The organism is Mycolicibacterium flavescens (genome assembly GCF_001722335.1).
GTDB lineage: Bacteria > Actinomycetota > Actinomycetes > Mycobacteriales > Mycobacteriaceae > Mycobacterium > Mycobacterium flavescens.
This window is the reverse complement of sequence record NZ_MIHA01000002.1, coordinates 368,389-393,852: the sequence shown is the minus strand read 5'-3', so window position 1 is coordinate 393,852 and position 25,464 is coordinate 368,389. Positions and strand designations below refer to the sequence as shown.

The following is a 25,464-nucleotide window of genomic DNA, read 5'->3' as shown; positions in this document are numbered from 1 at the left end:
GTAATCATGGCACAGCAGGCGGTACAGAAGAGCCGACCTATCATCGGCGATCGATGGCGAACCTGATCAATGTCGAACGCGCGACGGTCGGCTACGGCACCCGCACCCTGCTCGACGGGATCAGTCTGGGCATCGAGGAAGGCGATGCCATCGGCGTGGTCGGACGCAACGGTGACGGCAAGACCACCCTGCTGCAGATCCTGACCGAGGCGCGGGCACCGGATTCGGGTCGCGTCACCCACACCTCCGGGCTGTCGGTGGGCTACCTGCGGCAGAGCGACGACTTCGGCGCCGAGCAGACCGTTCGCGAGGTGATCGTCGGTGGCCGCGCCGACCATGTCTGGGCCGCCGAACCCGAGACCCGCGACGTCGTGTCGCACCTGCTGGCGGGCGTCGACCTCGACCGGTCGATCGGCGCGCTGTCCGGCGGTGAGCGCCGGCGGGTGGCACTGGCGGCGGTGCTGATCGCCGGGCACGACGTGCTGGTCCTCGACGAACCCACCAACCACCTCGACGTCGAGGTGATCGGTTGGCTCGCCGACTACCTGAACCGCCGCCGGGCCAAGGCCCTGGTGGTGGTGAGCCACGACCGCTGGTTTCTCGACGCCGTGTGCACCAGGACGTGGGAGGTGCACGGCGGGGAGGTCGACGCCTACGACGGCGGTTACGCCGCCTACGTGCTGGCGCGCGCCGAGCGGATGCGGCTTGCCGCGGGCACCGAAGCCCGCCGCCAGAACCTGATGCGCAAGGAACTGGCCTGGCTGCGGCGCGGCCCGCCGGCGCGCACCTCCAAGCCGAAGTTCCGGATCCAGGCCGCCAACGACCTGATCGCCAACGAACCGCCGCCTCGGGATTCGCTTGTGCTGCAGCGGTTTGCGACGACGCGGCTGGGCAAGGACGTCTTCGATCTGCACCGGGTGCGCCTCGAGGCCGGCGACAACATCGTGCTCGACGGTGTCGACTGGTCGATCGGACCGGGTGCGCGCATCGGCCTGGTCGGGGTCAACGGCACCGGCAAGACGACCGTGCTGCGTCTGCTGGCCGGCGATGCGGCGCCGTCGTCGGGGACCATCAAGCGCGGCAGCACGCTGCGCATCGGGCATCTCAGCCAGGCGCTGGCCGAACTCGACGGCTCCGAGCGGGTGCTCGACGCGGTCGAGGACCGGCGCCGGGTGACCGAGCTGGCCGGTGGGCGCGAGATCACCGCCGACACGTTGTTGCGGGACTTCGGGTTCACCGGGGACAAGTTGACCGCGCGGCTCGCCGACCTGTCCGGCGGTGAACGGCGAAGGCTGCAGTTCCTGCGCATCCTGCTCGACGAGCCGAACGTGCTTCTGCTCGACGAGCCGACCAACGACCTCGACATCGACACGCTGACCGTGATCGAGGACTACCTCGACGGCTGGCCGGGAACGCTGATCGTCGTCACGCACGACCGGTACTTCCTGGAGCGGGTCTGCGATGTCACCTACGCGTTGACCGGCGGTGGGCGGTGTGACCTGCTTCCCGGCGGAGTGGACAAGTACCTGGCCGACCGGGCCGCGGCAGCGCCGTCAGCGGCACCGGCGACGGCGGCGCCCCAGGGCGAGACGGCCTCGGCGCGGGAGCGCCGCACAGGCAAGGAGATGACCCGTATCGAAGGGCAGCTGCAGAAGCTCGAGGAGCGCATCGCGGCCCTGCACGAGACGATGGCCGAGGCCGCATCCGACCACGTCCGGCTGGCCGAACTGACCGCCGAGCTGCAGGAGTTGGTGGGCCGCAAGGAATCTCTGGAGGAAGCCTGGCTGACAGCCGCGGAAGGCTAGCGTGCCCGCGTAGCGTGGGGGCATGAGAAGCCTGTCATTGGCCGCCGCGGGGGCCGCGCTGCTGCTGTCGGGTTGCGGGTCGGACGCCGAAGCGCCATCCACGGTCACCGTCACAGCGCCGGCGTCGACGACGAGCCCCGCTGCCGCGCCGCCGCCGGCACCGTCACCGACTGCGGCGGCACCGAACGCCCGACCCGCACCGGGCCAGTGCGTGCGCGTCGAACCCGCACCGGACGGCCGCTACCGGGTCTTCGACGCCGGCTCGGCGGTGGTGACGTTCGCCGAGAACCGGCTGACGCTGCAGTCGGCCACCCCGGCCGAGGGCTGGACGCACCGGGTCGACGATCAGGAGCCCGAGGAGGTCGAGATCGCGTTCCGCAGGGGCGCTGAGGAACTCGACCTCGAGGTGGAAGTGGACGACGGCAGGCTCGAGGTCAGCATCTGCAACGACGGTGACTAGCTGCCGTCCGCCCGCAGCTGCCGCCGGTAGCGCTCGGCGGTCTCGCGTACCACGCCGAGCTGGCGTGCGACCTGCACCGGCGCCGTCCCGCCGCGCGCATCACGCGAATTCACCGATCCGTCGACGGTCAGCACATCCCGGACCTCCGCGGTCAGGTCCGGGTGGATCGCCGCGAGTTCGGCGTCCTCGAGCTCTTCGAGCCCGACGCCGCGGGCTTCGGCGGCGCGCACGGCCGCGCCCGCCGCCTCGTGCGCGACCCGGAACGGCACTCCCCTGCGTACCAGCCACTCGGCGACGTCGGTCGCCAGCGTGTAGCCCAGTGGCGCGAGTTCGGCCATCCGGTCGGCGTCGAAACGCAGCGTCGCGACCAGGCCGGCCATCGCCGGCAGCAGCAGCTCGAGTTGGGCCACCGAGTCGAAGACCGGCTCCTTGTCCTCCTGCAGATCGCGGTTGTACGCCAGCGGCTGCGCCTTGAGCGTGGCCAGCAGCCCGGTCAGGTTGCCGATCAGCCGGCCGGACTTGCCGCGGGCCAGCTCGGCGATGTCGGGGTTCTTCTTCTGCGGCATGATCGAGCTGCCGGTCGACCAGGAGTCGTGCAGTTCGACGTACCCGAATTCGGTTGTGCTCCAGAGGATGATGTCCTCGGCGAGCCGGGACAGGTCGACGCCGATCATCGAGAACACGAACGCCGCTTCGGCCGCGAAGTCACGGGCGGCGGTGGCGTCGACGGAGTTGTCGGCGGCCGCGGCGAAACCGAGATCCGCGGCGATCGCGTCGGGGTCCAGCCCCAGCGACGAACCGGCCAGCGCGCCGGATCCGTAAGGTGACACGGCCGCGCGCTTGTCGAAGTCGGCGAGCCGGTCGACGTCGCGCAGCAGCGGATGCGCGTGCGCCAGCAGGTGGTGTGCGAGCAGGATCGGCTGCGCGGACTGCAGGTGCGTCTTGCCCGGCATGGTCGCGGTCGGATGGGCGGCGGCCTGGGTGGCCAACGCGTCGACGACCTGCAGCGCGCCGTCGGCGACCCGGCGGATGGCGTCGCGCAGCCACATCCGAAACAGGGTGGCCACCTGATCATTTCGCGAGCGGCCAGCGCGCAGGCGGCCGCCGAGTTCGGGGCCGACGCGCTCGATCAGCCCGCGTTCCAGTGCGCCGTGCACATCCTCGTCGGTGACCAGCGGGCCGAAGCTGCCGTCGGCGACGTCGGACGCGAGGCTGTCCAGGCCTGCAATCAGCCCGTCGCGTTGTTCAGCGGTCAGCAGGCCCGCGTTGTGCAGCACCTTGGCGTGGGCTTTGGACGCCTCGATGTCGTAGGGCGCCAGCACCCAGTCGAAGTGGGTGGACTTGCTCAGCGCCGCCAACGCGTCCGACGGGCCGTCGGCGAACCGCCCACCCCACAGCGAGCCTTCGTTGGTGCTCACGTGCGCGCCCCCCGTCCAGCGCCGAGACCGACGCAATGGCGGTTTTCGCGGGCACTTCTCGACCAAAACGTCGGTTTCGGGGTCACTTGATGCCCAGGTCGCGGCGGGCCGAGATGCTCGACGACAGACCGTGGATCTGCACGAAGCCGCGGGCCGCCGACTGGTCGAACGTGTCGCCCTCGTCGTAGGTGGCCAGGTTGAAGTCATACAGCGACTCCGCCGAGCGCCGACCGTTGACCGCGATGTGCCCGCCGTGCAACACCATTCGGATCTCGCCGGTGACGTGCTCCTGGGTGGTGGCGACGAACGACTCCAGCGCGGTCTTCAGCGGCGAGTACCACAGGCCGTCGTACACCAGCTCGCCCCACTTCTGGTCGGTGTGGCGCTTGAACCGGCCGAGTTCACGTTCGAGCGTGACGTGTTCGAGTTCGGTGTGCGCGGTGATCAGCACCATCGCTCCCGGAGCCTCGTAGATCTCGCGGCTCTTGATGCCGACCAGCCGGTCCTCGACCACGTCGAGGCGCCCGACGCCCTGCTCACCGGCGCGACGGTTGAGTTCCTCGATGGCCTGCAGCACCGTGACCGGTCGCCCGTCGATCGAAACCGGCACACCGCGTTCGAAGCCGATGATGACCTCGTCCGGGGTGCTCCAGTTGACGGTCGGGTCCTCGGTGTAGTCGTAGACGTCCTTGGTCGGCGCATTCCAGAGGTGTTCGAGGAAACCGGTTTCCACGGCGCGGCCCCACACGTTCTGGTCGATCGAGAACGGCGAACGCTTGGTGACGTTGATCGGGATCGCGTTCTCCTCGGCGAACGCGATCGCCTTCTCCCGCGTCCACGCGTAGTCCCGCACCGGCGCCAGCACCTCGAGATCGGGTGCCAGCGAGTTGAATCCGACCTCGAAACGGACCTGGTCGTTGCCCTTGCCGGTGCAGCCGTGCGCGACGATCCCGCCGCCGTGCGCACGGGCCGCCTCCACCAGGTGCTTGACGATCAGCGGCCGGCTCAGCGCCGACACCAGCGGGTAGCGGTCCATGTAGAGCGCGTTGTTCTGGATCGCCGGCAGGCAGTACTGCTCGGCGAACTCGTCTTTGGCGTCGACGACGACGGCTTCGACGGCGCCGCAGTCGATTGCGCGCTGCCGGACCACCTCCATGTCTTCGCCGCCCTGACCGAGGTCGATCGCGACGGCGACCACCTCGCGGCCGGTCTCCTTGCCGATCCAGCTGATCGCCACCGAAGTGTCCAGACCGCCGGAATAGGCCAAGATGACGCGATCGGACATCAGTTGCTCTCCTTCTGCTTGATGCTCATCAGTTTCGCCGCCAGTTCGGCGCCGGTCATCGGCTCCCGCGCGATGACCAGGATGGTGTCGTCGCCGGCCACGGTGCCGACGACGTAGGACGGTGCCGCGCGGTCGATCGCGCTGGCCAGGTAGTGGGCCGCGCCGGGCGGGGTGCGCAGAATCGCGAGGTTGCCGCTGGCGTCGGTGGACACCAGCAGCTCGGTCATCAGCCGCGACATGCGTTCCGTGCCACCGGAAACCCCGCGCACCGGGCTGCCGTCCTCCGGGACGACGTAGACGCCGACGCCGCCGTCGGCGCCGCGCAGCTTGACCGCGCCGAGTTCCTCGAGGTCGCGCGACAGCGTGGCCTGGGTGACCTCGATGCCCTCGTCGGCCAGCATCGCGGCCAACTCCGACTGGCTGTGCACCGACTGCGACGACAGGATCGACACGATGCGAGCCTGCCGTCCCGCGCGGGTAGCCGCCGACGTCACGATCGCTCCAACAACCACACCAGCAGCGCCTTCTGGGCGTGCAACCGGTTCTCGGCCTCGTCCCACACCGCGCTGTTGGGTCCGTCGATCACCTCGTCGGTGATCTCGTGTCCGCGGTGCGCGGGAAGGCAGTGCAGCACAACGGCATCGGGGTCGGCCAACGCCAGCAGGCCGGCGTTGAGCTGGAACGGCTTGAACGGTCGCACCCGGTCCAGGCCGTCGTTCTCCTGACCCATCGACGTCCAGGTGTCGGTGACCAGCACGTCGGCCCCGTCGGCGGCGGCGGTGGCGTCAGCGGTCAGGGTGACCTCGGCGCCGGTCTCGGCGGCGCGCTTTCGGGCGGCGGCGACGAAATCGGGGTGCGGTTCGAAACCGGTCGGCGCGGCGATCGTCACGTTGATGCCCGCGGTCACGCCACCGAGCATCAGCGAGTGCGCCATGTTGTTGGCGCCGTCGCCGAAGTACGACATCCGCAGCCCCGCCAGCGTCCCCTTGCGCTCGGCCAGGGTCTGCAGGTCGGCGAGCACCTGGCAGGGGTGGAACTCGTCGGACAGCGCGTTGACGATCGGCACGGTCGCGCCGGACGCCATCGCGGTCAGGCGCTCCTGGGCGAACGTGCGCCAGACGATCGCGTTGACGTAGCGCGACAGCACCCGGCCGGTGTCCTCGAGCGTCTCCTCGCGCCCCAGCTGGGTGCTGCGCCCGTCGACGACGACCGCGTGCCCGCCCAGGTGCGCGATGCCGATCTCGAAGGAGAACCGGGTGCGTGTGGAGTTCTTGTCGAAGATCACCGCGACCCCCTGCGGGCCCTCGAGCGGCCGGCGGCTGAACGGTGCGCGCTTGAGCTCGGCGGCCATCGCGAGCACCTCGGCCTGCTCGTCCGGGGTCAGGTCGTCGTCGCGCAGGAAATGACGGATCACGAGGCGGCCCCTTTGTCGAGCACATCGGGCAGAGCGGTCAGGAAGTCGTCGATCTGGGCCTCGCTGATCACCAGCGGCGGCGCCAACCGGACCACGTCGGCGGCCGCGGCGTTGATCAGGAAACCCGCATCCCGGGCCGCGGCCTCGACCGCTTTGGCCTTCTCCGCGGTCAGGACCACCCCGAGCAGCAGTCCGCGGCCGCGCACGTGGTCGACCAGCGGGTGGCCGAGCCCCTCGATGCCTGAGGCCAGCGTCTTGCCCAGCACGTCGGCCCGCCCGATCAGGTCGTCGTCGGCCAGCACCTTGAGCACCGCCAGCGCCGCCGCCGTGCAGATCGGGTTGCCGCCGAACGTGCTGCCGTGCAGGCCCGGCGTCAGCAGATCCGCGGTCGGTCCGACCGCCAGGCACGCGCCGATCGGCAGGCCGCCGCCCAGCCCCTTGGCCAGAGTCACCACATCCGGGGTGATCCCGTCGTGCTGGTGCGCGAAAAACGCTCCGGTGCGACCCATCCCGGTCTGCACCTCGTCGAGTACGAGCAGCGCGCCGTGCGCCGCGGTGATCTCGCGGGCGGCCGCCAGGTAACCGGCCGGCGGGGTCACGACGCCGCCCTCCCCCATGATCGGCTCGAGGAAGACCGCTGCGGTGGTGTCGTCGACGACCGCGCGCAGCGCATCGATGTCCCCGTACGGCACATGGGTGACGTCACCGGGGAGCGGCGCGAACGGTTCCTGCTTGGCGGGCTGACCGGTCAGTGCCAGTGCACCCATCGTGCGGCCGTGGAAGGCGCCTTGAGCGGCAACGAGTTTCGTCCGACCGGTCAACCGGGTGATCTTGAACGCGACCTCGTTGGCCTCGGCACCGGAGTTGCAGAAGAAGACCCGGGCCGGTGCGCCGAGCAGCCCGACGAGGGCCTCGGCCAACGCGATACCCGGTTCGGTGGCGTACAGGTTCGACGTGTGCCCGAGCGTGTTGAGTTGCCGGGTGACGGCCTCGATGACCGCGGGGTTGCGGTGCCCGAGGATGTTGACCGCGATGCCGCCGAGCAGGTCGAGGTAGGACTTGCCGTCGGCGTCGGTGACCACGGCGCCGTCCCCGCTGGCCAACGCCAGCGGTGGGGTGCCGTAGTTGTTCATCATCACGGCCTGCCACCGATCCAAAAGAGTCATGAGCTCACCACCTTGGTCCCGGTGCCCTCGTCGGTGAGAAGTTCGACCAGCACACAGTGTTCGACGCGACCGTCGATGACGTGTGCGCTCGGCACTCCGCCGGCCACCGCACGCAGGCAGGCCTCCATCTTCGGCACCATCCCGGTCTCCAGCGTGGGCAGCAGTTGGGTCAGCGACGCCGAGTCGATCTCGCTGACCAGCGAGTCGCGGTCGGGCCAGCGGGTGTAGAGACCCTCGACGTCGGTCAGCATGACCAGCTTCTCGGCGGCGAGCCCCTCAGCCAGGGCGGCGGCCGCGGTGTCGGCGTTGATGTTGTGCACGACGCCGTCCGCGTCGGGGGCGATCGTCGAAACCACCGGGATCCGGCCGGCGGCAATCAGATCCAGCAGCGAGCCGGCGTTGACGCGTTCGACGTCGCCGACGAGCCCGATGTCGGTGGCCACCCCGTCGACCATGACGTCGCGGCGTACCGCGGTGAACAGCTGCGCGTCCTCACCGGTGACGCCGACGGCGTACGGTCCGTGCGCGTTGATCAGGTTGACCAGTTCGCGGCCGACCTGACCGAACAGCACCATCCGCGCCACGTCGAGCACCTCGGGTGTGGTGACGCGGAAACCGCCCTTGAAATCGCCCTGGATGCCGAGGCGTTTGAGCATCGCGCTGATCTGCGGTCCACCGCCGTGCACGACCACCGGGTGCACGCCGCAGTTGCGCAGGAACACCATGTCGGCGGCGAATGCGGCCTTGAGCACGTCGTCGGTCATCGCGTTGCCGCCGTACTTGACCACCACGATCTTGCCGTGCAGCTGCTTGAGCCACGGCAGCGCGGCCGCCAGAACCGCTGCCTTCAGCGGGGTTTCGACGCTCATGAGCTGTAGGCCGAGTTCTCTTCGACGTAGCCGTGCGACAGATCGGTGGTGCGGATCGAGGCCCGCGCCGAACCGGAGGCCAGGTCGATGGTCACCGTGATGTCGGCGCCGGACAGGTCGACGTCGCGGGCGCCGGGCGTGGGTGCACCGTCCTGCCACACCGGGATGCCGTTGAACGATAACGTGGTCCGTTCCGCCTCGACCTTGAACGGCGCCATCCCGATGCAGGCCAGCACCCGCCCCCAGTTCGGGTCGGAGCCGAACAGCGCGGTCTTGACCAGGCTGTCGCGCGCGATCATCCGGGCACCGACCAGCGCGTCGTCCTCGGAGGCCGCGCCCGTCACCGTCACGGTGATGCGCTTGGTCACGCCCTCGGCGTCGGCCTGCAGCTGTTCACACAGGTCGTCGCACACGCGCAGGACGGCCTCGTCGAGCTCGCTCTGGCTCGGGGTGATCGCGCTGGCGCCCGACGCCAGCAGCAGCACCGTGTCGTTGGTCGAACACGATCCGTCGATGTCGAGACGGTCGAAGGTGCGGGCGGCGGCCTTGCGCAGCGCCTCCTGCAGCGCCGCCGGTTCGGCGACGGCGTCGGTGGTGAGCACGCACAGCATGGTGGCCAGCGACGGCGCGATCATGCCCGCGCCCTTGACCATCCCGCCGACGGTCCAGTTGTCGGCATGGTGCAGCGCAACCTGTTTGGGCACCGTGTCGGTGGTCATGATGGCGCGCGCGGCTTCCTCTCCGCCGGTCAGCCCGCCGGCGAGCTCGTGCACGATCTCGGTCACCCCGGTCAGCACCTTGTCCATCGGCAGCCGGTCGCCGATCAGCCCGGTCGAGCAGACCGCGACCTCGATGGCGCCGGTGTCGGTGCCCCAGTCGCTGAGCGCGGCCGCCACCGCCTCGGCCGTCGCATGAGTGTCCTGGAAACCCTGCGGGCCGGTGCACGCGTTGGCGCCGCCGGAGTTCAGGATCACCGCGCGCAGCCGCCCGGTGGTCAGCACCTGCTGGGTCCACAGCACCGGCGCCGCCTTGACCTGGTTGCGGGTCACCAGACCCGCCGCCGCGTAGTCGGGTCCCTCGTTGAACACCAGCGCCAGGTCGAGCGCCCCGGAAGCCTTGATGCCGGCGGCGATTCCGGTCGCGCGGAATCCGCCGGGCGCGGTGACGCCCTGGCTGCGGATCAGCCGATTCTGGGTCACGGCGCCATTCCCACGATCGAAAGCCCTTCGGTCTCCGGCCAGTCCAGTGCCAGGTTCATCGACTGCACGGCCGCGCCGCCGGTGCCCTTGACGAGGTTGTCGATCGCGGCGACCGCGACCAACGTCTGGGCCTCCTCGTCGACGGCCACGGCCAGTTGCGCGGCGTTGCTGCCGAGCACCGAACCGGTCTTCGGCAGCCGGCCCTCGGGCAGCAGATACACGAACGGCTCAGCGTCATAGGCCTTTTCGTAGGCGGCCCGGATCTCTGAGACCGGTGCCGCGGTGCGCGCGGTGCACGTCGCCAGGATGCCGCGCGAGGTCGGGATCAACACCGGCGTGAACGACACGCTCACGCCCTGTCCGGTCAGCGCGCTCAGCCCCTGCGCGATCTCGGGCGTGTGCCGGTGCTTACCGCCGATGTTGTACGCCCGCGCCGAACCGATCACCTCGGCGCCGAGCAGGTCGACCTTGGCCGCGCGGCCGGCCCCCGAGGTGCCGCTGACCGCGACGACGGTGACCGCCGGTTCGACCAGATCAGCCGCCACCGCGGGCCACAACGCCAGCAGCGCCGCGGTCGGGTAGCACCCGGGCACCGCGATCCGGCGGGCGCCGCGCAGTTGCTCGCGCGCGCCGGGCAGTTCGGGCAGCCCGTAGGGCCAGCTGCCGGCGTGCGCCGAACCGTAGAACCGCTCCCACGCCGCGGGGTCGGTGAGCCGGAAGTCAGCACCGCAGTCGATGATCAAGGTGTCGGCACCGAGCTGCTCGGCCAGCGCCGCCGAGTGCCCGTGCGGGAGGCCGAGGAACACGACGTCGTGACCGGCCAGCGTGTCGGCGTCGGTCGTTTGCAGAGTGCGGTCGGCCAGCGGCAGCAGGTGCGGGTGATGTTCACCGAGCGCGGTGCCCGCGCTCGCCGCAGCGGTCAACGCGCCGATCGTCAGCCGGCCGTCCGCGTACGCGGGATGGCCGAGGAGGAGTCGAAGGATCTCGCCTCCGGCATAGCCGCTGGCACCGGCCACTGCCACAGAAACCATGCGCGCAATTCTGCATGGTTATGCACATATGTGCAAATTCATTAGCGACTTCGGTGCGCTGCCAGTCGCTGGGCGATCGGTAGCGCGCCGAAATCGCTGGTTATGCCCGCAGGACGGCGCCGACGCGCTCACCGGCCGCCTGTACGGCCGCCTCGCGGGCAGCGCTGGCCTCGTCCTCGGTCAGCGTGCGGTCGCTCGCCCGGAAGCGCAGGGCCAGTGTGACCGACTTGCGGCCCTCACCGATCTGCGGGCCGGTGTAGACGTCGAACAACCGGGCGTCTTCCAGCAGTGGTCCGGCACCCGCCCGAACCGCGTCGACCACGTCGGCCGCGGCGACGTCGGCGTCGACCACCAGGCTGACGTCCTGGAACACCGCCGGGAACGGCGACACCCGGGGTGCGGGCAGCGTCTCGACGATGGGGACCGCGTCCAGATCCAACTCGACCGCACAGGTGCGGGCGGGCAGTCCCGTCCGCTCGACCACCGCCGGGTGCAGTTCGCCGGCATACCCCACCACGATGCCGGTGTCGCGGTCGCCGAGCACGACCTCGGCGCACCGGCCCGGATGCCAGGGCAGGCGCTGAGCGGGCCGCAGCCGCAGCGTCACGCCGGCCGCGCGGGCGACCACCTGCACCGCCTCGAACGCGTCGGCGGCCTCCGCGGCGCGCCCGGGCCCCCACGGGCCCGCCGGTTCGCGCAGACCCGCCAGCACCGCGGCCACGTGCTGAGGTTGCCGCGGCAGCGACGCGTCCAGGGCCGCGATCTCGTCGTCGGTCGGGCGCCGGTCGGTCGGGATCCGCTCGAAAGCGCGGGTGTCCGGCGTCGGCTCGACCACCTGCTGGATCGCGAACAGCGCCACGTCGGTGGCGCCGCGGGAGACGTTGCGGTTCAACGCTTCCAGCAGACCGGGCAGCAGCGTGGTGGCCAGCTGCGGGCGGTCCGCCTCGAGCGGGTTGAGCACGCGCGTCGTCGAACGGCGCGCATCGTCGGCGGCCAGCCCCCACTGGTCGAAGACGCCCGCGGGCAGGAACGGCGTCGGAAGGATCTCGACGTATCCGCTGAGCGCCAACGACTTTCCGATCGCACGGCGCCGCTTCTGCACCGGCGTCAGGCCGCGGCCGGCCGGCGCCTTGGGCAGCACCGAGGGGATCGCCTCGAGGCCCTCCAGGCGCAGCACCTCCTCGACGAGGTCGGCGGGCTGACGCAGGTCGGGTCGCCAACTCGGTGGCGTCGCGGTCAGCCGGCCGTCTTCGACGACGACGCGGGCGCCGATCTGGGTCAGCCGGCGCTCGGCGGTGCCCGGCGCGTAGTCGACGCCCGCCGTACGGTCGGGCAGGTCGACGGCCATGGTCACCGGCGGCGGCGACCAGTCCTGTCGCGGCGGATCGCCGCGCCAGTCGGTCAACGTGGGTTCGGCTGTGCCCCCGGCGATCTCGGCGAGCAGCGCGGCGCAGCGGTCCAGCGCGGCGACCGACACAGCGGGATCGACGGTGCGTTCGTAGCGTCGCCCGGCCTCACTGTGCAGGTGCAGGCGCCGCTGGGTGCGCGACACCGCGGCCGGATCCCACACCGCCGCCTCGAGCAGCACATCGGTGGTGCTGTCACGGACCTCGGTGGTGCCCGCGCCCATCACACCGCCGATCGCGGCGGTCGCGACGTCGTCGACGATCAGCACGTCGGCGGGGTCGAGTTTGCGTTCGACGTCGTCGAGCGTGACCACCGTCTCCCCCGGTTCGGCGAACCGTACCCGGAAGCCGCCGGTGATCAGGCTGCGGTCGTGGGCGTGCATCGGGTGGCCGAGTTCGAGCATCACGTAGTTGGTGACATCGACGGCCGGTGAGATGGCCCGGATCCCGGACAGCAGCAGCCGTCGCTGCAGCCACCACGGTGAGACCGCGGCCGGGTCGATGCCGGTGACCGGTCGCAGACCGAACCGCAGCACGCCGGTGCCCGCGTCGATGCGCACCGGCAGCGCCTCACCGTCGACGGGCAACGGCGCGACGTCGGCGGGATCGACGAAGTCGAGGTCGTAGGCGTTGGCGATCTCGCGCGCCAACCCGCGCACCGACAGGCAGTAGCCGCGGTCGGGGGTGACGGCGAGATGGAAGACGACGTCGTCGAGGCCCAGCACCTCGGCGGCCGGAGCGCCCGGTTCGGCGGTGCCCGCGGGCAGCACCAGGATCCCGGAATGGTCGGCGCCCAGGCGCAGTTCGGTCGACGAGCAGATCATGCCGTCCGAGACGCGCCCGTAGGTCTTGCGGGTGGCGATCGTGAAGTCGCCCGGCAGCACGGTGCCCGGCAGCGCCACCACGACGAGGTCGCCGACCGCGAAGTTGGTTGCCCCACAGACGATGTCGCGGAGTTCGGCCTCACCCACGTCGACCTTGACCGCGCGGATCGGCTTCTTGAACTCGGTGAGCTCCTCGATCTCGGCGACCCGCCCGATGGTCAGCGGGCCGGTGACCGGGCCGACCGGGATGATCTCCTCGACCTCGTGCCCGATCCGGATCAGGGTCGCCTCGAGTTCCTCGGCGGACACATGCCAACCCGGGGCCCCGGCCTGCACGACGTCGCGCAGCCAGCTGTACGGCAGCAGCATCAGGCGCCCACCCCGAACGGCAGCGAGAACCGGACGTCACCCTCGACCATGTCGCGCATGTCGGGGATGCCGTTGCGGAACTGCAGGGTTCGCTCGAGCCCCATGCCGAACGCGAAACCGGAGTAGACGTCGGGATCGATCCCGCAGGCGCGCAGCACGTTCGGGTTGACCATCCCGCAGCCGCCCCACTCCACCCAGCCGGGGCCGCCCTTCTTGTTCTCGAACCAGATGTCGACCTCGGCCGACGGCTCGGTGAACGGGAAGAAGTGCGGCCGGAACCGGGTGCGGCCCTGCGGACCGAACTCCGAGCGAGCAAACGCGTCGAGCGTGCCGCGCAGGTGCGCCATCGTCAGCCCCTTGTCCACCGCGAGGCCTTCGACCTGGTGGAACACCGGGGTGTGGGTGGCGTCGAGTTCGTCGGTGCGGAACGTGCGCCCGATCGACACGATGTAGACCGGCAGTTCGCGTTCGAGCAGCGCGCGGATCTGCACCGGAGAAGTGTGTGTGCGCAGCACCTGACGGGAACCTTCGGGCGCGATGTGGAAGGTGTCCTGCTCGCTGCGCGCGGGATGGTCGGGCGGGAAGTTCAGCGCGTCGAAGTTGAACTGTTCGGTCTCGACCTCGGGCCCCTCGGCCAGTTCCCAGCCCATCGCGACGAACGTGTCGGCGATCCGCTCGGACAGAATCGTGATCGGGTGACGGGCGCCGACGGGTTGCCGCGTGGACGGCAGGGTGACGTCGATCCGCTCGGCCACCAGCACGGCGGCGTCGCGTTCGGCCCGCAGCGCCGCCAGTCGTTCGTCGTAGGCGCGTTGCGCCTCCCCGCGCGCGACGTTGACCCGCTTGCCGGCGTCGGCGCGGTCGGCCTTGGCCAATGCGCCCAGCGACTGACGGGCCTGGGCGATCGGCGAGCGGTCTCCGAGGTGCTCGGTCTTGGCGCGGGCCAGTGCGTCGAGGTCGGGGGCCGCGTCGAACGCATGACGAGCCGCGCTGACCGCCTCGGTCAGCGCTTCTTCGGACAGGTCTATGGGCTGATCAGCCACCCGGCGATCATAGGCGATGCGCGGACCGGGCCTCGACGGCGTATCGGCGGCCGGCCGCTACTCGCCGGTCCTGCGGGTTTTCAGCCGGTACATCACGAAATCGGCCGGCACCCCGTCCTGCTTGATCGGGAAGACCTGACGGCGAAGGCGTTTGGCCTCGACCCCGAGCGTCTCGAAGTCCTCGTCGGGGATGCGGTCGAGTGTGGCCTGCGACACCATCAGCTCGCCGCGCGTCGCCCGCTCCATCACGCGCGCGGCGATGTTGACGTCGACGCCGAGCCAGTCCGAGCCGATCCGCTGCGGGTGTCCGGTGTGCACGCCGACTCGCATCCGTGGCGTGAAACCTTCCACCTCAACGGCTTTCACGGCGGCGCGGGCGGCGATGGCGGCCCGCACGGCCGTCGTCGGCTGATAGAACACCGCCATCAGGCCGTCGCCCATGCGCTTGACGATGTGCCCACCGGCCTGCAGCAGCGGCGGTTCGACGACCTGCGACACCCGGCGCAGCAGCCGCAGCGTCGCGTCGTCGCCTGCGCTCAGCGACCACGCCGAGAAGCCGACCAGGTCGGTGAACACGATGGTCGCCTCCCGGTTGGCCGGCTTGCCGGACACCCGCTCGGTCAGCGCCTGCCACACCTGCAGCGCACCCAGGCTCACCTCACGGGTGGCGGCGTCGCGTTCGAGCAGGCGGTCGGCGGCGCGGGCCGCGGCGCTGGGTCCGCCCTCCCCGGCGGCCGACAGCGGGTCGCCGAACTCCGGATCGCCGGGAAGCGCCCGCCGGGCCCGGCGCAGGAATGCGATGACGCTGTCGTTGTGGTTGGTGTTGCGGAGCCATCCGAACGGTCCCGGGGACCGCTGCGGCTCGACATCCACTCGGCCAGCGTAAGCGGCCCGCTTGCCGCCGAGCAATTTCGGTTCGGCAGAAGGCAATCCGGGCAGCGAAACAAGCGTCGCCAAACGCACTGGTCACATCCGCGTGGAGGGACCGTTGCCGCTGGGTAACGGTGCAGGGCGGCGCGCCCAGCAAATCGTAGACAACGTTCGTTGTCAACATTATCGTGGGGGCACCACCGATCAGCGAGGAACCGATGACCGTGACATCGCCGACAGCATCACCGGAATCCCGGCCGCCCGCGGACCCTCACCCGCTCGGACCCGACTCACTGACCTGGAAGTACTTCGGTGACCTGCGCACCGGGCTGCTCGGCGTGTGGATCGGCGCGATCCAGAACATGTACCCCGAGCTCGGCGCGGGCGTCGAGGACCACTCGATCCTGCTGCGCGAGCCACTGCAGCGCGTCGCCCGCTCGGTCTACCCGATCATGGGCGTCGTCTACGACGGTGACCGCGCCGCCGACACCGGCGAACAGATCAAGGGCTACCACACCTCGATCAAGGGCGTGGATGCCGAGGGGCGGCGCTATCACGCGCTCAACCCCGAGACGTTCTACTGGGCGCACGCCACGTTCTTCATGCTGATCATCAAGACCGCCGAGTACTTCTGCGGTGGACTCACCGAGGCCGAGAAGCGCCAGCTGTTCGACGAGCACGTGCAGTGGTACCGCATGTACGGCATGAGCATGCGCCCGGTGCCGGACAGCTGGGAGGAGTTCTGCCAGTACTGGGACCGCAAGTGCCGCGAGGAACTCGAGATCAACCGCGCCACCCTCGACATCCTGACCATCCGCATCCCCAAGCCGTGGTTCGTGCTGATGCCGACCCCGGTGTGGGATCAGCTGTTCAAACCGATGGTGGGCGCGCAGCGCTGGATCGCGGCGGGGTTGTTCGACGACGCCGTGCGCGAGAAGGCGAACATGCGCTGGACCCCCGGCGACGAGGTGCTGCTGCGGCTGTTCGGCAAGCTCGTCGAGTTCGCGTTCGTGGCGGTGCCCGACGAGATCCGTTTGCACCCACGGGCGTTGGCGGCGTACCGGCGCGCGGAGGGAAAGCTGGCCGCCGACGCGCCGCTGATCGAGGCGCCGTCGTTCATGGCACCACCCAGCGACCGCCGCGGCATGCCCATGCATTACGTGCCGCCGCGCCGGTCGCTGCTCGACCGGGCGGGCTCGCTGGTGCACACGACGTTCGCATTGACGGGGCTGCGTCCGGCGCGCGGACGGCATAAGGCAGCCTAGGGGGATGCTCGATTGGTCTGATGTCGATCTCGCGGTGCGCGATGCGGTGCGCGAGTTCGTCGACAAGGAAATCCGTCCGCACGTCGACGCGCTGGAAAGCGGCGAGATGGAGCCCTACCCCATCATCCGCAAGCTGTTCGCGACGTTCGGCATCGCCGACATGGCCCGTGAGTCGCTCAACAAGCGGTTGGCCCGGCTGCGCGACGGCGGCGAGTCGAAGTCCTCCGGCGGTGGCGGCGGGATGTTCGGCGACGGCTCCGGCGGCATGGGTTTCGTCGTGGTCAGCGAACTGTGCCGGGTGTCGATGGGCATCGTCACCGGGATGGGCGTCAGCCTGGGCCTGACCGTGCCGACGATCATGGGCCGCGGCACGCTGGCACAGCAGGAGCGTTGGCTGCCCGACCTGGTGACCTACGACAAGATCGGCGCCTGGGCGATCACCGAACCGGATTCTGGCTCGGATGCGTTCGGCGGCATGAAGTCCTACGTCGTCCGCGACGGCGACGACTACATCCTCAACGGGCAGAAGACGTTCATCACCAACGGTCCCGACGCCGACGTCGTCGTGGTTTACGCCAAGCTCGACGAGCCCGGTGTCGACAAACGCGACCGCAAGGTGCTGACGTTCGTGCTGGACCGCGGCATGGACGGCTTCGTGCAGTCGCAGCCGTTCCGCAAGATGGGGATTCACAGCTCGCGCACCGGTGAACTGTTCTTCAACAACGTGCGGCTGGGCCGCGACCGACTGCTCGGTGAGACCGAGGACAACTCCGCCGGCGACGGCCGGGCCAGCGCCCGGTCGAACTTCTCCGCCGAGCGGATCGGGGTGGCCGCGATGTCGCTGGGCGTGATCGAGGAATGCCTGCGCCTGTCGGTCGACTACGCCAAGACCCGCAAGCTGTGGGGCCAGGAGATCGGCCAGTTCCAGCTGATCCAGCTCAAGCTCGCGAACATGGAGGTCGCGCGAATGAACGTGCGCAACATCCTGTTCCGGGTGATCGAAGCCGCGCAGAACGGTGTGGCGATCTCGCTTCCGGAGGCTTCGGCGATCAAGTGGTACTGCTCGCAGGCCGCCACCGACGTCGCGATGGACGCGGTGCAGTTGTTCGGCGGCAACGGCTACATGACCGAGTACCGCGTCGAGCAGTTGGCCCGTGACGCCAAGTCGCTGATGATCTACGCCGGCAGCAACGAGGTGCAGATCACCCATGTGGCGCGGGGACTGCTCAGCGACTGAGGCCGTCTCCCGCCGAGTGGCCAGTTATGGCGCGCGGATTCGCGATCTGTGCGCCTTAAGTGGCCGCTCGGGAGATGCGCATGGCGCGGGCGCTCTGATACAGGCAGATCGCGGCGGCCGAGGCCACGTTGAGGCTCTCGGCGTGGCCGGGCATCGGGATGTGCACCCGGTGCGACGCCTGTCGCGCCAACTCGGCGGGCAGGCCGTGCGCCTCGGGGCCGAACAGCCATGCCGTGGGCGCCGCCAGCCCGACGTCGTCGAGCGACACCTCGCCGTCGATCGTCGTGGCCAGCACCTGCAGCCCGGCTGCGCTCAGCGCTGTGACTGCGGAAGCGGAATCCAGCTCGGAGACAACGGGAATCGAGAAGATGCTGCCCGCCGACGCACGCAGGCACTTGCCGTTGTACGGGTCGACGCTGTGTCCGGCCAGCACCACCGCGTCCGCGCCCATCGCGTCGGCCACCCGGATCAGGGTGCCGGCGTTGCCCGGCTCGGAGATCTCCACCGCCACCGCCACCAGGCGCGGCGAGGCCGCCAGCACGTCGGCGACCGACGTCTGCGGCATCGTGCACACCGCGACCAGCCCGACCGGGGTCACGGTGTCGGACAACGCTTTCGCGGCCCGCTCAGTGACCAGGTGCACCGGCGCCTCGGTGAGCATCGCGCCGAACCGGTCCAGTGCCGCCTCGGTGGCGAAGACCTCGGATACGAGTCCGCGCCGCAGCGCCGCCTCGACGAGGTTGGGACCCTCGGCGAGGAAGCGCGCGGCGCGGCGTCGTCCTGTGTGGCGCTGCAGCTTGACCGCAGCGGCCACGCGTGCGGAGCGTTCGGTGAGCGTCAGGCAGCCTCGTCGGACTGCGCGTTGACGTCAGCGGGCAGCGCACCCTTGGCGACCTCGACCAGCGCGGTGAAGGCGTCCGGGTCGCTGACCGCGATCTCGGCCAGGTTCTTGCGGTCCACCTCGACCCCGGCCAGCTTCAGGCCCTGGATCAACCGGTTGTAGGTGATGTCGTTGGCGCGGGCGGCGGCGTTGATCCGCGAGATCCACAGCTTGCGGAACTCCCCCTTGCGGGCGCGCCGGTCCCGGAAGGCGTAGTTGAGCGAATGCAGCTGCTGCTCTTTGGCCTTGCGGTACAGGCGTGACCGCTGGCCGCGATAGCCCTTCGAGGCCTTGAGGATCGTGCGCCGCTTCTTCTGTGCGTTGACTGCGCGCTTGACGCGTGCCATGGCAAATTCCTTCTTGGTTCAGGTCGTACGGGTGTGAGTCGGTCAGCCGTTGAGCATCTTGGTGATGCGGGCGTTGTCGTTGGCCGACACGACGGTGCGCCCGTCGAGACGCCGGGTCCGCTTGCTCGGCTTGTGCTCGAGCAGGTGGCGACGGTTCGCCTTCTGGCGCACGATCTTTCCGGTTCCGGTGCGCCGGAACCGCTTCGATGCGCCGCTGTGGGTCTTCGCCTTGGGCATAAGTGTCCTCAGTTTCTTGCGAGGGGTGGGTCAGTTCGAGTTGTCAGGTTCTGGGGCCGGCCCCGCCGGGGCCTCGGCCTGCTGCGCCGCCTTGGCGCGAGTCTTCGCGCCGCGGTGCGGTGCCAGCACCATCGTCATGTTGCGGCCGTCCTGTTTGGCGGACGTCTCGACGAAGCCGTAATCGGCGACGTCGGCGCCCAGCCGTTGCAGGAGCCGGAATCCCAGTTCCGGTCGCGACTGCTCGCGGCCGCGGAACATGATCGTCACCTTGACCTTGGACCCGGCTTCGAGGAAGCGGATCACGTGACCCTTTTTGGTCTCGTAGTCGTGCGGGTCGATCTTGGGACGGAGCTTCTGCTCCTTGACGACGGTCTGCTGCTGGTTCTTGCGAGACTCGCGTGCCTTCTGAGCCGTCTCGTATTTGAACTTTCCGAAGTCCATGATCTTGCAGACCGGCGGCTTGGCGTCCGGTGCTACTTCGACGAGATCGAGATCGGCATCCGCGGCGACGCGGAGTGCATCTTCGATGCGCACAATCCCTACCTGCTCACCGCCCGGTCCGATCAGGCGGACTTCAGGTACGCGAATGCGCTCGTTGACGCGGGTCTCAGTGCTGATGGGCCCTCCTACTGTTGTCTTCCAGGAGGCCCACACCGTCAGCGCTCTGTTCGTCGAACAGAAAAGCCCTGCTCAAAGCAGGGCCCAAGCCGACCAGGACAGGCATAGGATGCCTGTGACCGGACCGCTGAGCCTGCGGACGAATCCTGTGGCCAACGGTGGGAGTGGGACTCCACTTGCTGTCCCTGGCGGATGCCGGGACGGTCGCGCATGCCAGTCTAGCAGGCATGACCGATACTCCTAACATCCGCGAGCTGGCCGACATCCCGGCCGTCGAAGTGATCACGCGGTCGGCGGTGATGCTGATGAGCGCGGCGGCGGAGAAGCTCGGCCTGTCGGCGGAGAACCCGGAGGACAGCCCGCACCGCGACCTCGACGAGGCGCGCCGCCTGATCACCGCGCTGGCCGGGCTGGTGACCGCGTCCGCGGAGTACCTCGGCCCGCACGCCGGCCCGGTGCGCGACGGACTCAAGACCCTGCAGCTGGCGTTCCGGGAAGCCAGCGCCGCCCCCGACGAGCCGGGCCACGGTCCCGGCGAGAAACTCACCGGCCCCGTCTGGTAAACCGATTTCCGCGGGTCATCGCACCAAATTGACCGCTCGAGCGAATATCCTCGCGGCCTATGACCGTCAGCAGCCCGACCGCTCGGACTCCGGTACCCCACGGCACGTCCTCCCGATACGCATGGTGGGTTCCCGCCGCGGCCGGCTGGACGGTCGGCGTCATCGCCACACTGTCGCTGCTCGCCAGCGTCTCGCCGTTCGTCCGGGCGGTCATCCGGGTTCCGCGCGAGTTCGTCAACGACTACATCTTCAACTTCCCCGACACCAGCTTCGCGTGGGCATTCGTGCTGGCGCTGCTGGCCGCCGCGCTCGCCGCCCGCAAACGCATCGCGTGGTGGATCCTGATCGGCTACATGGTCGGCGCCGCCGGCTGGAACATCGCCGGGCTGGTCAGCGGCGAGGAGACGGTGGGCGAAGAGCTCGGCGAGGTGATCGGCCTTGCCTTCCATCTGGCGGCCATCCTGTTCCTGCTGCTGGCCCGCGGCGAGTTCTGGGCGAAAGTACGCCGCGGCGCGCTGCTCAAAGCCGCCGTCGTGCTGGTGGCCGGGATGACGGTCGGCACGCTGATCGGTTGGGGCCTGCTGGAACTGTTTCCCGGCTCGCTGGCCCGCGGCGACCGGTTCTTCTACGCACTGAACCGGGTCGGCGCGTTCGCCGGCGCGGACGCGTCGAACTTCTCCGGGCATCCGCACGTACTGGTCAACGCGTTGCTCGGGCTGTTCGGGGCGCTGGCGCTGATGGTCGCGGCCGTCGTGCTGTTCCAGTCTCAGCGCGCCGAGAACGCGCTCACCGGCGAGGACGAGTCGGCGATCCGCGGTCTGCTGGAACTGTTCGGCAAGAACGACTCGCTCGGCTACTTCGCCACCCGCCGCGACAAGGCGGTCGTGTTCGCGCCCAACGGCCGTGCCGCGATCACCTACCGGGTGGAGGTAGGCGTCTGCCTGGCCAGCGGTGACCCCGTCGGGGATCCGAAGGCGTGGGCCGCCGCAATCGAGGCGTGGCTGGCGCTGTGTCAGGCCTACGGCTGGGCGCCGGGTGTGATGGGCGCGAGTTCGGCAGGGGCGCAAGCGTTTCGGGAGGCCGGACTGAACGCGCTGCAGCTCGGCGACGAGGCCATTCTGCATCCGGACACGTTCCGCCTGTCCGGTCCGGACATGCGGGCGGTCCGCCAGGCCGTGACGCGGGCCCGGCGCGCGGGGGCGGCGGCGCGGATCCGCAGGCACCGCGAGTTGAGCGCCGAGGAGATGGCCGAGGTGATCGCGCGCGCCGAGGCGTGGCGCGACACCGACGACGAACGCGGCTTCTCGATGGCGCTCGGTCGTCTCGGTGACCCGGCCGACGGGGATTGTCTTCTGGTCGAGGCGGTTCAGGACTCGGACGGCCAGGTGGTGGCGATGCTGTCGCTGGTGCCGTGGGGCACCAACGGCGTCTCTCTCGATTTGATGCGCCGCTCGCCGCAGTCGCCGAACGGCACCATCGAGCTGATGGTCAGCGAGCTGTGCATGCAGGCCGAGGACATCGGTGTCACGCGAATCTCGTTGAACTTCGCGATGTTCCGGTCGGCGTTCGAGCAGGGCGCCCAGTTGGGGGCCGGTCCGGTGGCGCGGGTGTGGCGCAGCCTGCTGGTGTTCTTCTCCCGGTGGTGGCAGCTCGAGACGCTGTACCGCTCGAACATGAAGTACCAGCCGGAGTGGGTGCCGCGCTACGCCTGCTACGAGGATGCCCGCCTGGTGCCGCGCGTCGGGGTGGCCTCCGTGATCGCCGAAGGGTTTCTGGTGCTGCCGTTCTCGCGGCGTCATCAGCAGCCCCACACTGGCCATCACAGCGCGGTGCCGCAGAACCTGATCGACAGCGGTGTGCTGCACCACGACGGTACCGCGCCCGACATGGCGGGGTTGCAGGCCGATCTGCCCGACGAGGAGGAAACCCGCCTGCCCGAGCAGGTCCGGGTACGAATGGCCAAATTGAAGGCCCTGCAGGACAACGGGATCGATGCCTACCCGGTGGGCAGGCCGCCGTCACACACCGTCGCGCAGGCCGTCGAGGCCGGCGACGACGTACCGGTGACGGTTGCCGGCCGGGTGCTGCGCAACCGGGACTACGGCGGGGTGCTGTTCGCGCAGCTGCGCGACTGGTCGGGCGATGTGCAACTGCTGCTGGACAATTCGGTGCTCGATTCCGGGACGACGGCCGATTTCACACGCGCCATCGACCTCGGTGACCTGATCGAGGTGTCCGGCACGATGGGCTACAGCAAGAAAGGCACCCGATCGCTGCTGGTGCGGAGCTGGCGGCTGATCGGCAAGTGCCTGCGCCCGCTGCCGGACAAGTGGAAGGGGTTGACCGATCAGGAGGCGCGGGTGCGCGCCCGCTACGTCGACCTGGCGATCAACACCGATGCCCGTGACCTGATCAGGGCGCGCAGCGGTGTCCTGCACGCCATCCGGGAAACGTTGGTGGGCAAGGGTTTTCTCGAGGTCGAAACGCCGATACTGCAGCAGATCCACGGCGGCGCCAACGCACGGCCGTTCCTCACCCACATCAACGCCTACGATCTCGACCTGTACCTGCGGATCGCCCCCGAGCTGTACCTCAAGCGACTCTGTGTCGGCGGGGTGGAGCGGGTTTTCGAGCTCGGCCGCGCGTTCCGCAACGAGGGCGTCGATTTCAGCCACAACCCGGAGTTCACGCTGCTGGAGGCCTACCAGGCCCACGCGGACTACCACGTGTGGATCGACGGCTGCCGCGAGTTGATTCAGAATGCGGCGCAGGCCGCCAACGGCGCGCACGTGTTCCTGCGTCCGCGCGACGACGGCACGCTCGAACCGGTCGACATTTCCGGGCAGTGGACGGTCAAGACCGTGCACGGCGCGGTGTCCGAGGCGCTGGGCGAGCAGATCGGCCCCGAGACCGAGCTTCCGGCGTTGCGCAGGCTGTGCGACGCCGCCGGCATCCCCTATCTGAACCACTGGGACACCGGGGCGGTGGTGCTCGAACTGTACGAGCGGCTTGTCGAGGACCGCACCGAGGAACCGACGTTCTACAAGGACTTCCCGACGTCGGTGTCGCCACTGACGCGGCCGCACCGCAGCATCCCCGGCGTCGCCGAACGCTGGGACCTGGTGGCCTGGGGCGTCGAACTCGGGACCGCCTACAGCGAATTGACCGATCCGGTCGAGCAGCGCCGTCGGTTACAGGAACAGTCGCTGCTTGCGGCCGGCGGTGACCCGGAGGCGATGGAACTGGACGAGGATTTCCTGCAGGCGATGGAGTACGCGATGCCGCCGACGGGCGGGCTGGGCATGGGCGTCGATCGCGTCGTCATGCTGATCACCGGCCGCAGCATCCGCGAGACGCTGCCGTTCCCGTTGGCCAAACCGCGCTGACAGCACTCGTCTCAACCTTTCGAGGGCCGGGGTTTATCCCCAAGTGGGAGTTGATCCACAGCCTCGCGCCGCTTCCACCCCACTTGTCAGACCTCGAATGTATGTTCGAAGTATGTCGGGGACGGAGTCGCAGGACGCGATGGCCGGGTTGCGCGCCGCGGTTGACCGGTTGGCGGCCTGCGATTTCGACCTGTCGACCGCCCCGGAACTGATCGCCGTTCTCGATGAGCTGGAAACGGTGAAGTGCCGCCTGCCCGCGATCGGGCACCGCGCGTTGGCGCGCCTGCAGACCGAGACCACCCCGGCGCAGATGGGCGCCAAATCGTGGCGGGAAGTGTTGTCGGTGCGGTGGCGCATCTCGACCAGTGAGGCCAACCGGCGCCTGACCGAGGCTGAGCTGCTGGCCCCGCGCCAAGCATTGTCTGGGCAGGCGCTGGCGCCGCGTCTGCCGGCCACCGCGGCGGCTCAGGCCCATGGGTTGATCACCGCCGAGCATGTGGACATCATCCGCAAGGCGATGAACAAGGTGCCCGGGTTTGTCGACACCGCGACCCGCGAGAGCTTGGAACTGGATCTGGTGCGTTGTGCGGCCACCGCCGGACCCAGCGCGGTGCAAGACACCGCCACGTTGCGGTTGTTTCTGATGGATCAGGACGGCCCGGCCCCGGATGAGGCCGAACGCGCCCGCAAACGCAGCGTGACCAAGTCCAAACAGGGCGCCGACGGGATGGTCGAGCTGCGCGCCACCATGACCCCGGAAGCGTGGGCGGTTTGGGAGGTGTTGTTCGCCAAGTTCGCCGCTCCCGGTATGTGCAACCCCGCCGACGAGGAACCCTGCGTGTCGGGCACGCCCTCGCAGGCCCAGATCGACAACGATCACCGCAGCCTGTCCCAGCGCCAGCATGACGCGCTGCTGGCCGTCGGGCGGATCGCGTTGATGAGTGGGGATCTGGGCCAACTCAACGGGCTGCCGGTCTCGGTCATCATCCGCACCACCCTGCAGGATCTGGAATCGCGTGCCGGGATCGGCACCACCGGTGGGGGCAGCGTGGTGCCGATCGATGATGTGGTGCGCATGGCCGCTCACGCTCGCCACTATCTGGCGGTGTTCGACCGGGCCACCGGCTCAGCACTGAACCTCTACCGCGCCAAGCGCGTCGCCAGCCGCGCGCAGCGGATCATGCTGATCGCCCGCGACGGGGGCTGCACCAAACCTGGCTGCACCGTCGGCGCTTACGGGTGCCAAGCTCATCACGTCATCGACGACTGGACCCACGGCGGCCAAACCAACGTCGATGAGCTCGGCCTGGCCTGTGGGCCCGATAACCGCAGCGTCAACAACGACGGCGGCTGGACCACGAGGATGAGCCAACGCCACGATGTGGAATGGCTCCCCCCACCCCCGCTGGACACCGGCCAGGCCCGCCTCAACTACCACCACCGCCCCGAACTGCTCCTACGCCCCGACGACGACGAGGAACCCTTCGACCCGGCCGCCGAAGCGGCCAAACGAAACCGCCACCTCCAAACCGACACCACCACACCCCCGGCAGGCGCCGCCGACGCGGACCGCGCAGATCCCGTCGACGGGGATGACCGGTATGCCGAGATGCGCCCAGCGCCGACCGACCCTGCCGATGAACCCGGAGTGGCCGCAGAACCGGCCGTGTCCGCTGACGGGGATGACCGGTATGCCGAGGTGCGCCCGGCGCCGACCGACCTTGCCGAGGAACCCGGAGTGGCCGCGGAACCGGCCGAGTCCACCCACCAAC

General features: G+C 69.6%; 21 protein-coding genes and 1 pseudogene. 7 read left to right on the top strand and 15 right to left on the bottom strand.

Annotated features, from left to right (window positions below; all coding sequences use genetic code 11):
* The first annotated feature begins 53 nt into the window (after positions 1 to 53).
* Complete coding sequence (locus BHQ18_RS04330; protein ID WP_069412322.1) at positions 54 to 1,805, top strand: ABC-F family ATP-binding cassette domain-containing protein; 1,752 nt, start codon at positions 54 to 56, stop codon at positions 1,803 to 1,805.
* 22 nt (positions 1,806 to 1,827) lie between these two features.
* Entirely contained in the window at positions 1,828 to 2,265 is a 438-nt protein-coding gene (locus BHQ18_RS29825; RefSeq protein ID WP_131815650.1) for a hypothetical protein, read from the top strand.
* Here the strand turns inward: BHQ18_RS29825 and argH are convergent.
* From argH to BHQ18_RS04270, 11 genes are all read right to left on the bottom strand, one after another.
* Positions 2,262 to 3,683, bottom strand: coding sequence for an argininosuccinate lyase (gene argH / locus BHQ18_RS04320; protein WP_069412320.1), 1,422 nt, complete (start codon positions 3,681 to 3,683; stop codon positions 2,262 to 2,264). The genes BHQ18_RS29825 and argH overlap by 4 nt on opposite strands.
* Positions 3,684 to 3,765: 82 nt before the next feature.
* Positions 3,766 to 4,968 carry an argininosuccinate synthase gene (locus tag BHQ18_RS04315; protein ID WP_069412319.1) on the bottom strand — a complete coding sequence of 401 codons (1,203 nt, stop codon included), beginning with the start codon at positions 4,966 to 4,968 and terminating at the stop codon, positions 3,766 to 3,768.
* A complete protein-coding gene (locus tag BHQ18_RS04310) occupies positions 4,968 to 5,462 on the bottom strand; it encodes an arginine repressor (protein WP_069412318.1) in 495 nt (164 codons plus the stop codon). The genes BHQ18_RS04315 and BHQ18_RS04310 overlap by 1 nt, the downstream gene beginning before the upstream one ends.
* Positions 5,459 to 6,382: an ornithine carbamoyltransferase gene (gene argF, locus BHQ18_RS04305; RefSeq protein ID WP_069412317.1), complete on the bottom strand. Its 924-nt coding sequence runs from the start codon at positions 6,380 to 6,382 to the stop codon at positions 5,459 to 5,461. Before argF ends, BHQ18_RS04310 begins: the two co-directional genes overlap by 4 nt.
* Positions 6,379 to 7,548 carry an acetylornithine transaminase gene (locus tag BHQ18_RS04300; protein WP_069412316.1) on the bottom strand — a complete coding sequence of 390 codons (1,170 nt, stop codon included), beginning with the start codon at positions 7,546 to 7,548 and terminating at the stop codon, positions 6,379 to 6,381. The genes argF and BHQ18_RS04300 overlap by 4 nt, the downstream gene beginning before the upstream one ends.
* The gene (gene argB, locus BHQ18_RS04295) at positions 7,545 to 8,417 is read right to left on the bottom strand and encodes an acetylglutamate kinase (RefSeq protein WP_069412315.1); all 873 of its coding nucleotides are present in this window, start codon (positions 8,415 to 8,417) and stop codon (positions 7,545 to 7,547) included. Before argB ends, BHQ18_RS04300 begins: the two co-directional genes overlap by 4 nt.
* Positions 8,414 to 9,616, bottom strand: coding sequence for a bifunctional glutamate N-acetyltransferase/amino-acid acetyltransferase ArgJ (gene argJ / locus BHQ18_RS04290; RefSeq protein ID WP_069412314.1), 1,203 nt, complete (start codon positions 9,614 to 9,616; stop codon positions 8,414 to 8,416). Before argJ ends, argB begins: the two co-directional genes overlap by 4 nt.
* Positions 9,613 to 10,647 (bottom strand): N-acetyl-gamma-glutamyl-phosphate reductase, encoded by a 1,035-nt coding sequence (gene argC, locus BHQ18_RS04285; protein WP_069412313.1) that lies wholly within the window; start codon positions 10,645 to 10,647, stop codon positions 9,613 to 9,615. The genes argJ and argC overlap by 4 nt, the downstream gene beginning before the upstream one ends.
* A gap of 100 nt (positions 10,648 to 10,747) precedes the next feature.
* Positions 10,748 to 13,246 (bottom strand): phenylalanine--tRNA ligase subunit beta, encoded by a 2,499-nt coding sequence (pheT, locus tag BHQ18_RS04280; RefSeq protein WP_069412312.1) that lies wholly within the window; start codon positions 13,244 to 13,246, stop codon positions 10,748 to 10,750.
* Positions 13,246 to 14,289, bottom strand: coding sequence for a phenylalanine--tRNA ligase subunit alpha (pheS, locus tag BHQ18_RS04275; RefSeq protein WP_069412311.1), 1,044 nt, complete (start codon positions 14,287 to 14,289; stop codon positions 13,246 to 13,248). The genes pheT and pheS overlap by 1 nt, the downstream gene beginning before the upstream one ends.
* Positions 14,290 to 14,346: 57 nt before the next feature.
* A complete protein-coding gene (locus BHQ18_RS04270) occupies positions 14,347 to 15,162 on the bottom strand; it encodes an adenylate/guanylate cyclase domain-containing protein (RefSeq protein ID WP_069412310.1) in 816 nt (271 codons plus the stop codon).
* A gap of 215 nt (positions 15,163 to 15,377) precedes the next feature.
* Here BHQ18_RS04270 and BHQ18_RS04265 point away from each other — a divergent pair, with 215 nt between their 5' ends.
* Both BHQ18_RS04265 and BHQ18_RS04260 read left to right on the top strand, forming a co-directional pair.
* Complete coding sequence (locus BHQ18_RS04265) at positions 15,378 to 16,424, top strand: oxygenase MpaB family protein (RefSeq protein WP_069412378.1); 1,047 nt, start codon at positions 15,378 to 15,380, stop codon at positions 16,422 to 16,424.
* Between the two features lie 4 nt (positions 16,425 to 16,428).
* Positions 16,429 to 17,661: an acyl-CoA dehydrogenase family protein gene (locus BHQ18_RS04260; protein WP_069412309.1), complete on the top strand. Its 1,233-nt coding sequence runs from the start codon at positions 16,429 to 16,431 to the stop codon at positions 17,659 to 17,661.
* 55 nt (positions 17,662 to 17,716) lie between these two features.
* Here the strand turns inward: BHQ18_RS04260 and BHQ18_RS04255 are convergent, their stop codons facing one another.
* The 4 genes from BHQ18_RS04255 to infC are packed head-to-tail and all read right to left on the bottom strand — an operon-like array spanning position 17,717 to position 19,779.
* On the bottom strand, positions 17,717 to 18,475 hold the full coding sequence (locus tag BHQ18_RS04255) for a TrmH family RNA methyltransferase (RefSeq protein ID WP_069412308.1): 759 nt from the start codon (positions 18,473 to 18,475) through the stop codon (positions 17,717 to 17,719).
* Positions 18,476 to 18,498: 23 nt separating this feature from the next.
* Entirely contained in the window at positions 18,499 to 18,888 is a 390-nt protein-coding gene (gene rplT / locus BHQ18_RS04250) for a 50S ribosomal protein L20 (RefSeq protein WP_069412307.1), read from the bottom strand.
* A gap of 42 nt (positions 18,889 to 18,930) precedes the next feature.
* Complete coding sequence (gene rpmI, locus BHQ18_RS04245) at positions 18,931 to 19,125, bottom strand: 50S ribosomal protein L35 (RefSeq protein WP_069412306.1); 195 nt, start codon at positions 19,123 to 19,125, stop codon at positions 18,931 to 18,933.
* A gap of 30 nt (positions 19,126 to 19,155) precedes the next feature.
* Positions 19,156 to 19,779 carry a translation initiation factor IF-3 gene (infC, locus tag BHQ18_RS04240; RefSeq protein WP_109789182.1) on the bottom strand — a complete coding sequence of 208 codons (624 nt, stop codon included), beginning with the start codon at positions 19,777 to 19,779 and terminating at the stop codon, positions 19,156 to 19,158.
* A 191-nt stretch (positions 19,780 to 19,970) separates the two neighbouring features.
* Here infC and BHQ18_RS04235 point away from each other — a divergent pair, with 191 nt between their 5' ends.
* From BHQ18_RS04235 to BHQ18_RS04225, 3 genes and pseudogenes are all read left to right on the top strand, one after another.
* Positions 19,971 to 20,306, top strand: a complete 336-nt coding sequence (locus BHQ18_RS04235; RefSeq protein WP_069412304.1) for a DUF1844 domain-containing protein — start codon at positions 19,971 to 19,973, stop codon at positions 20,304 to 20,306.
* Between the two features lie 59 nt (positions 20,307 to 20,365).
* A complete protein-coding gene (lysX, locus tag BHQ18_RS04230; RefSeq protein ID WP_069412303.1) occupies positions 20,366 to 23,692 on the top strand; it encodes a bifunctional lysylphosphatidylglycerol synthetase/lysine--tRNA ligase LysX in 3,327 nt (1,108 codons plus the stop codon).
* 97 nt (positions 23,693 to 23,789) lie between these two features.
* Positions 23,790 to 25,355: pseudogene (locus BHQ18_RS04225) on the top strand (HNH endonuclease signature motif containing protein); the annotation flags it as partial.
* Positions 25,356 to 25,464 lie beyond the last annotated feature (109 nt).

Coding starts and splice junctions, on each gene's coding strand:
- BHQ18_RS04260 (WP_069412309.1), top strand. CDS start 16,429: ATGCTCGATTGGTCTGATGTCGATCTCGCGGTGCGCGATGCGGTGCGC.
- argC (WP_069412313.1), bottom strand. CDS start 10,647: ATGGTTTCTGTGGCAGTGGCCGGTGCCAGCGGCTATGCCGGAGGCGAG.
- BHQ18_RS29825 (WP_131815650.1), top strand. CDS start 1,828: ATGAGAAGCCTGTCATTGGCCGCCGCGGGGGCCGCGCTGCTGCTGTCG.
- BHQ18_RS04265 (WP_069412378.1), top strand. CDS start 15,378: ATGACCGTGACATCGCCGACAGCATCACCGGAATCCCGGCCGCCCGCG.
- BHQ18_RS04330 (WP_069412322.1), top strand. CDS start 54: ATGGCGAACCTGATCAATGTCGAACGCGCGACGGTCGGCTACGGCACC.
- argB (WP_069412315.1), bottom strand. CDS start 8,417: ATGAGCGTCGAAACCCCGCTGAAGGCAGCGGTTCTGGCGGCCGCGCTG.
- BHQ18_RS04315 (WP_069412319.1), bottom strand. CDS start 4,968: ATGTCCGATCGCGTCATCTTGGCCTATTCCGGCGGTCTGGACACTTCG.
- BHQ18_RS04235 (WP_069412304.1), top strand. CDS start 19,971: ATGACCGATACTCCTAACATCCGCGAGCTGGCCGACATCCCGGCCGTC.
- lysX (WP_069412303.1), top strand. CDS start 20,366: ATGACCGTCAGCAGCCCGACCGCTCGGACTCCGGTACCCCACGGCACG.
- BHQ18_RS04300 (WP_069412316.1), bottom strand. CDS start 7,548: ATGACTCTTTTGGATCGGTGGCAGGCCGTGATGATGAACAACTACGGC.
- rpmI (WP_069412306.1), bottom strand. CDS start 19,125: ATGCCCAAGGCGAAGACCCACAGCGGCGCATCGAAGCGGTTCCGGCGC.
- rplT (WP_069412307.1), bottom strand. CDS start 18,888: ATGGCACGCGTCAAGCGCGCAGTCAACGCACAGAAGAAGCGGCGCACG.
- pheT (WP_069412312.1), bottom strand. CDS start 13,246: ATGCTGCTGCCGTACAGCTGGCTGCGCGACGTCGTGCAGGCCGGGGCC.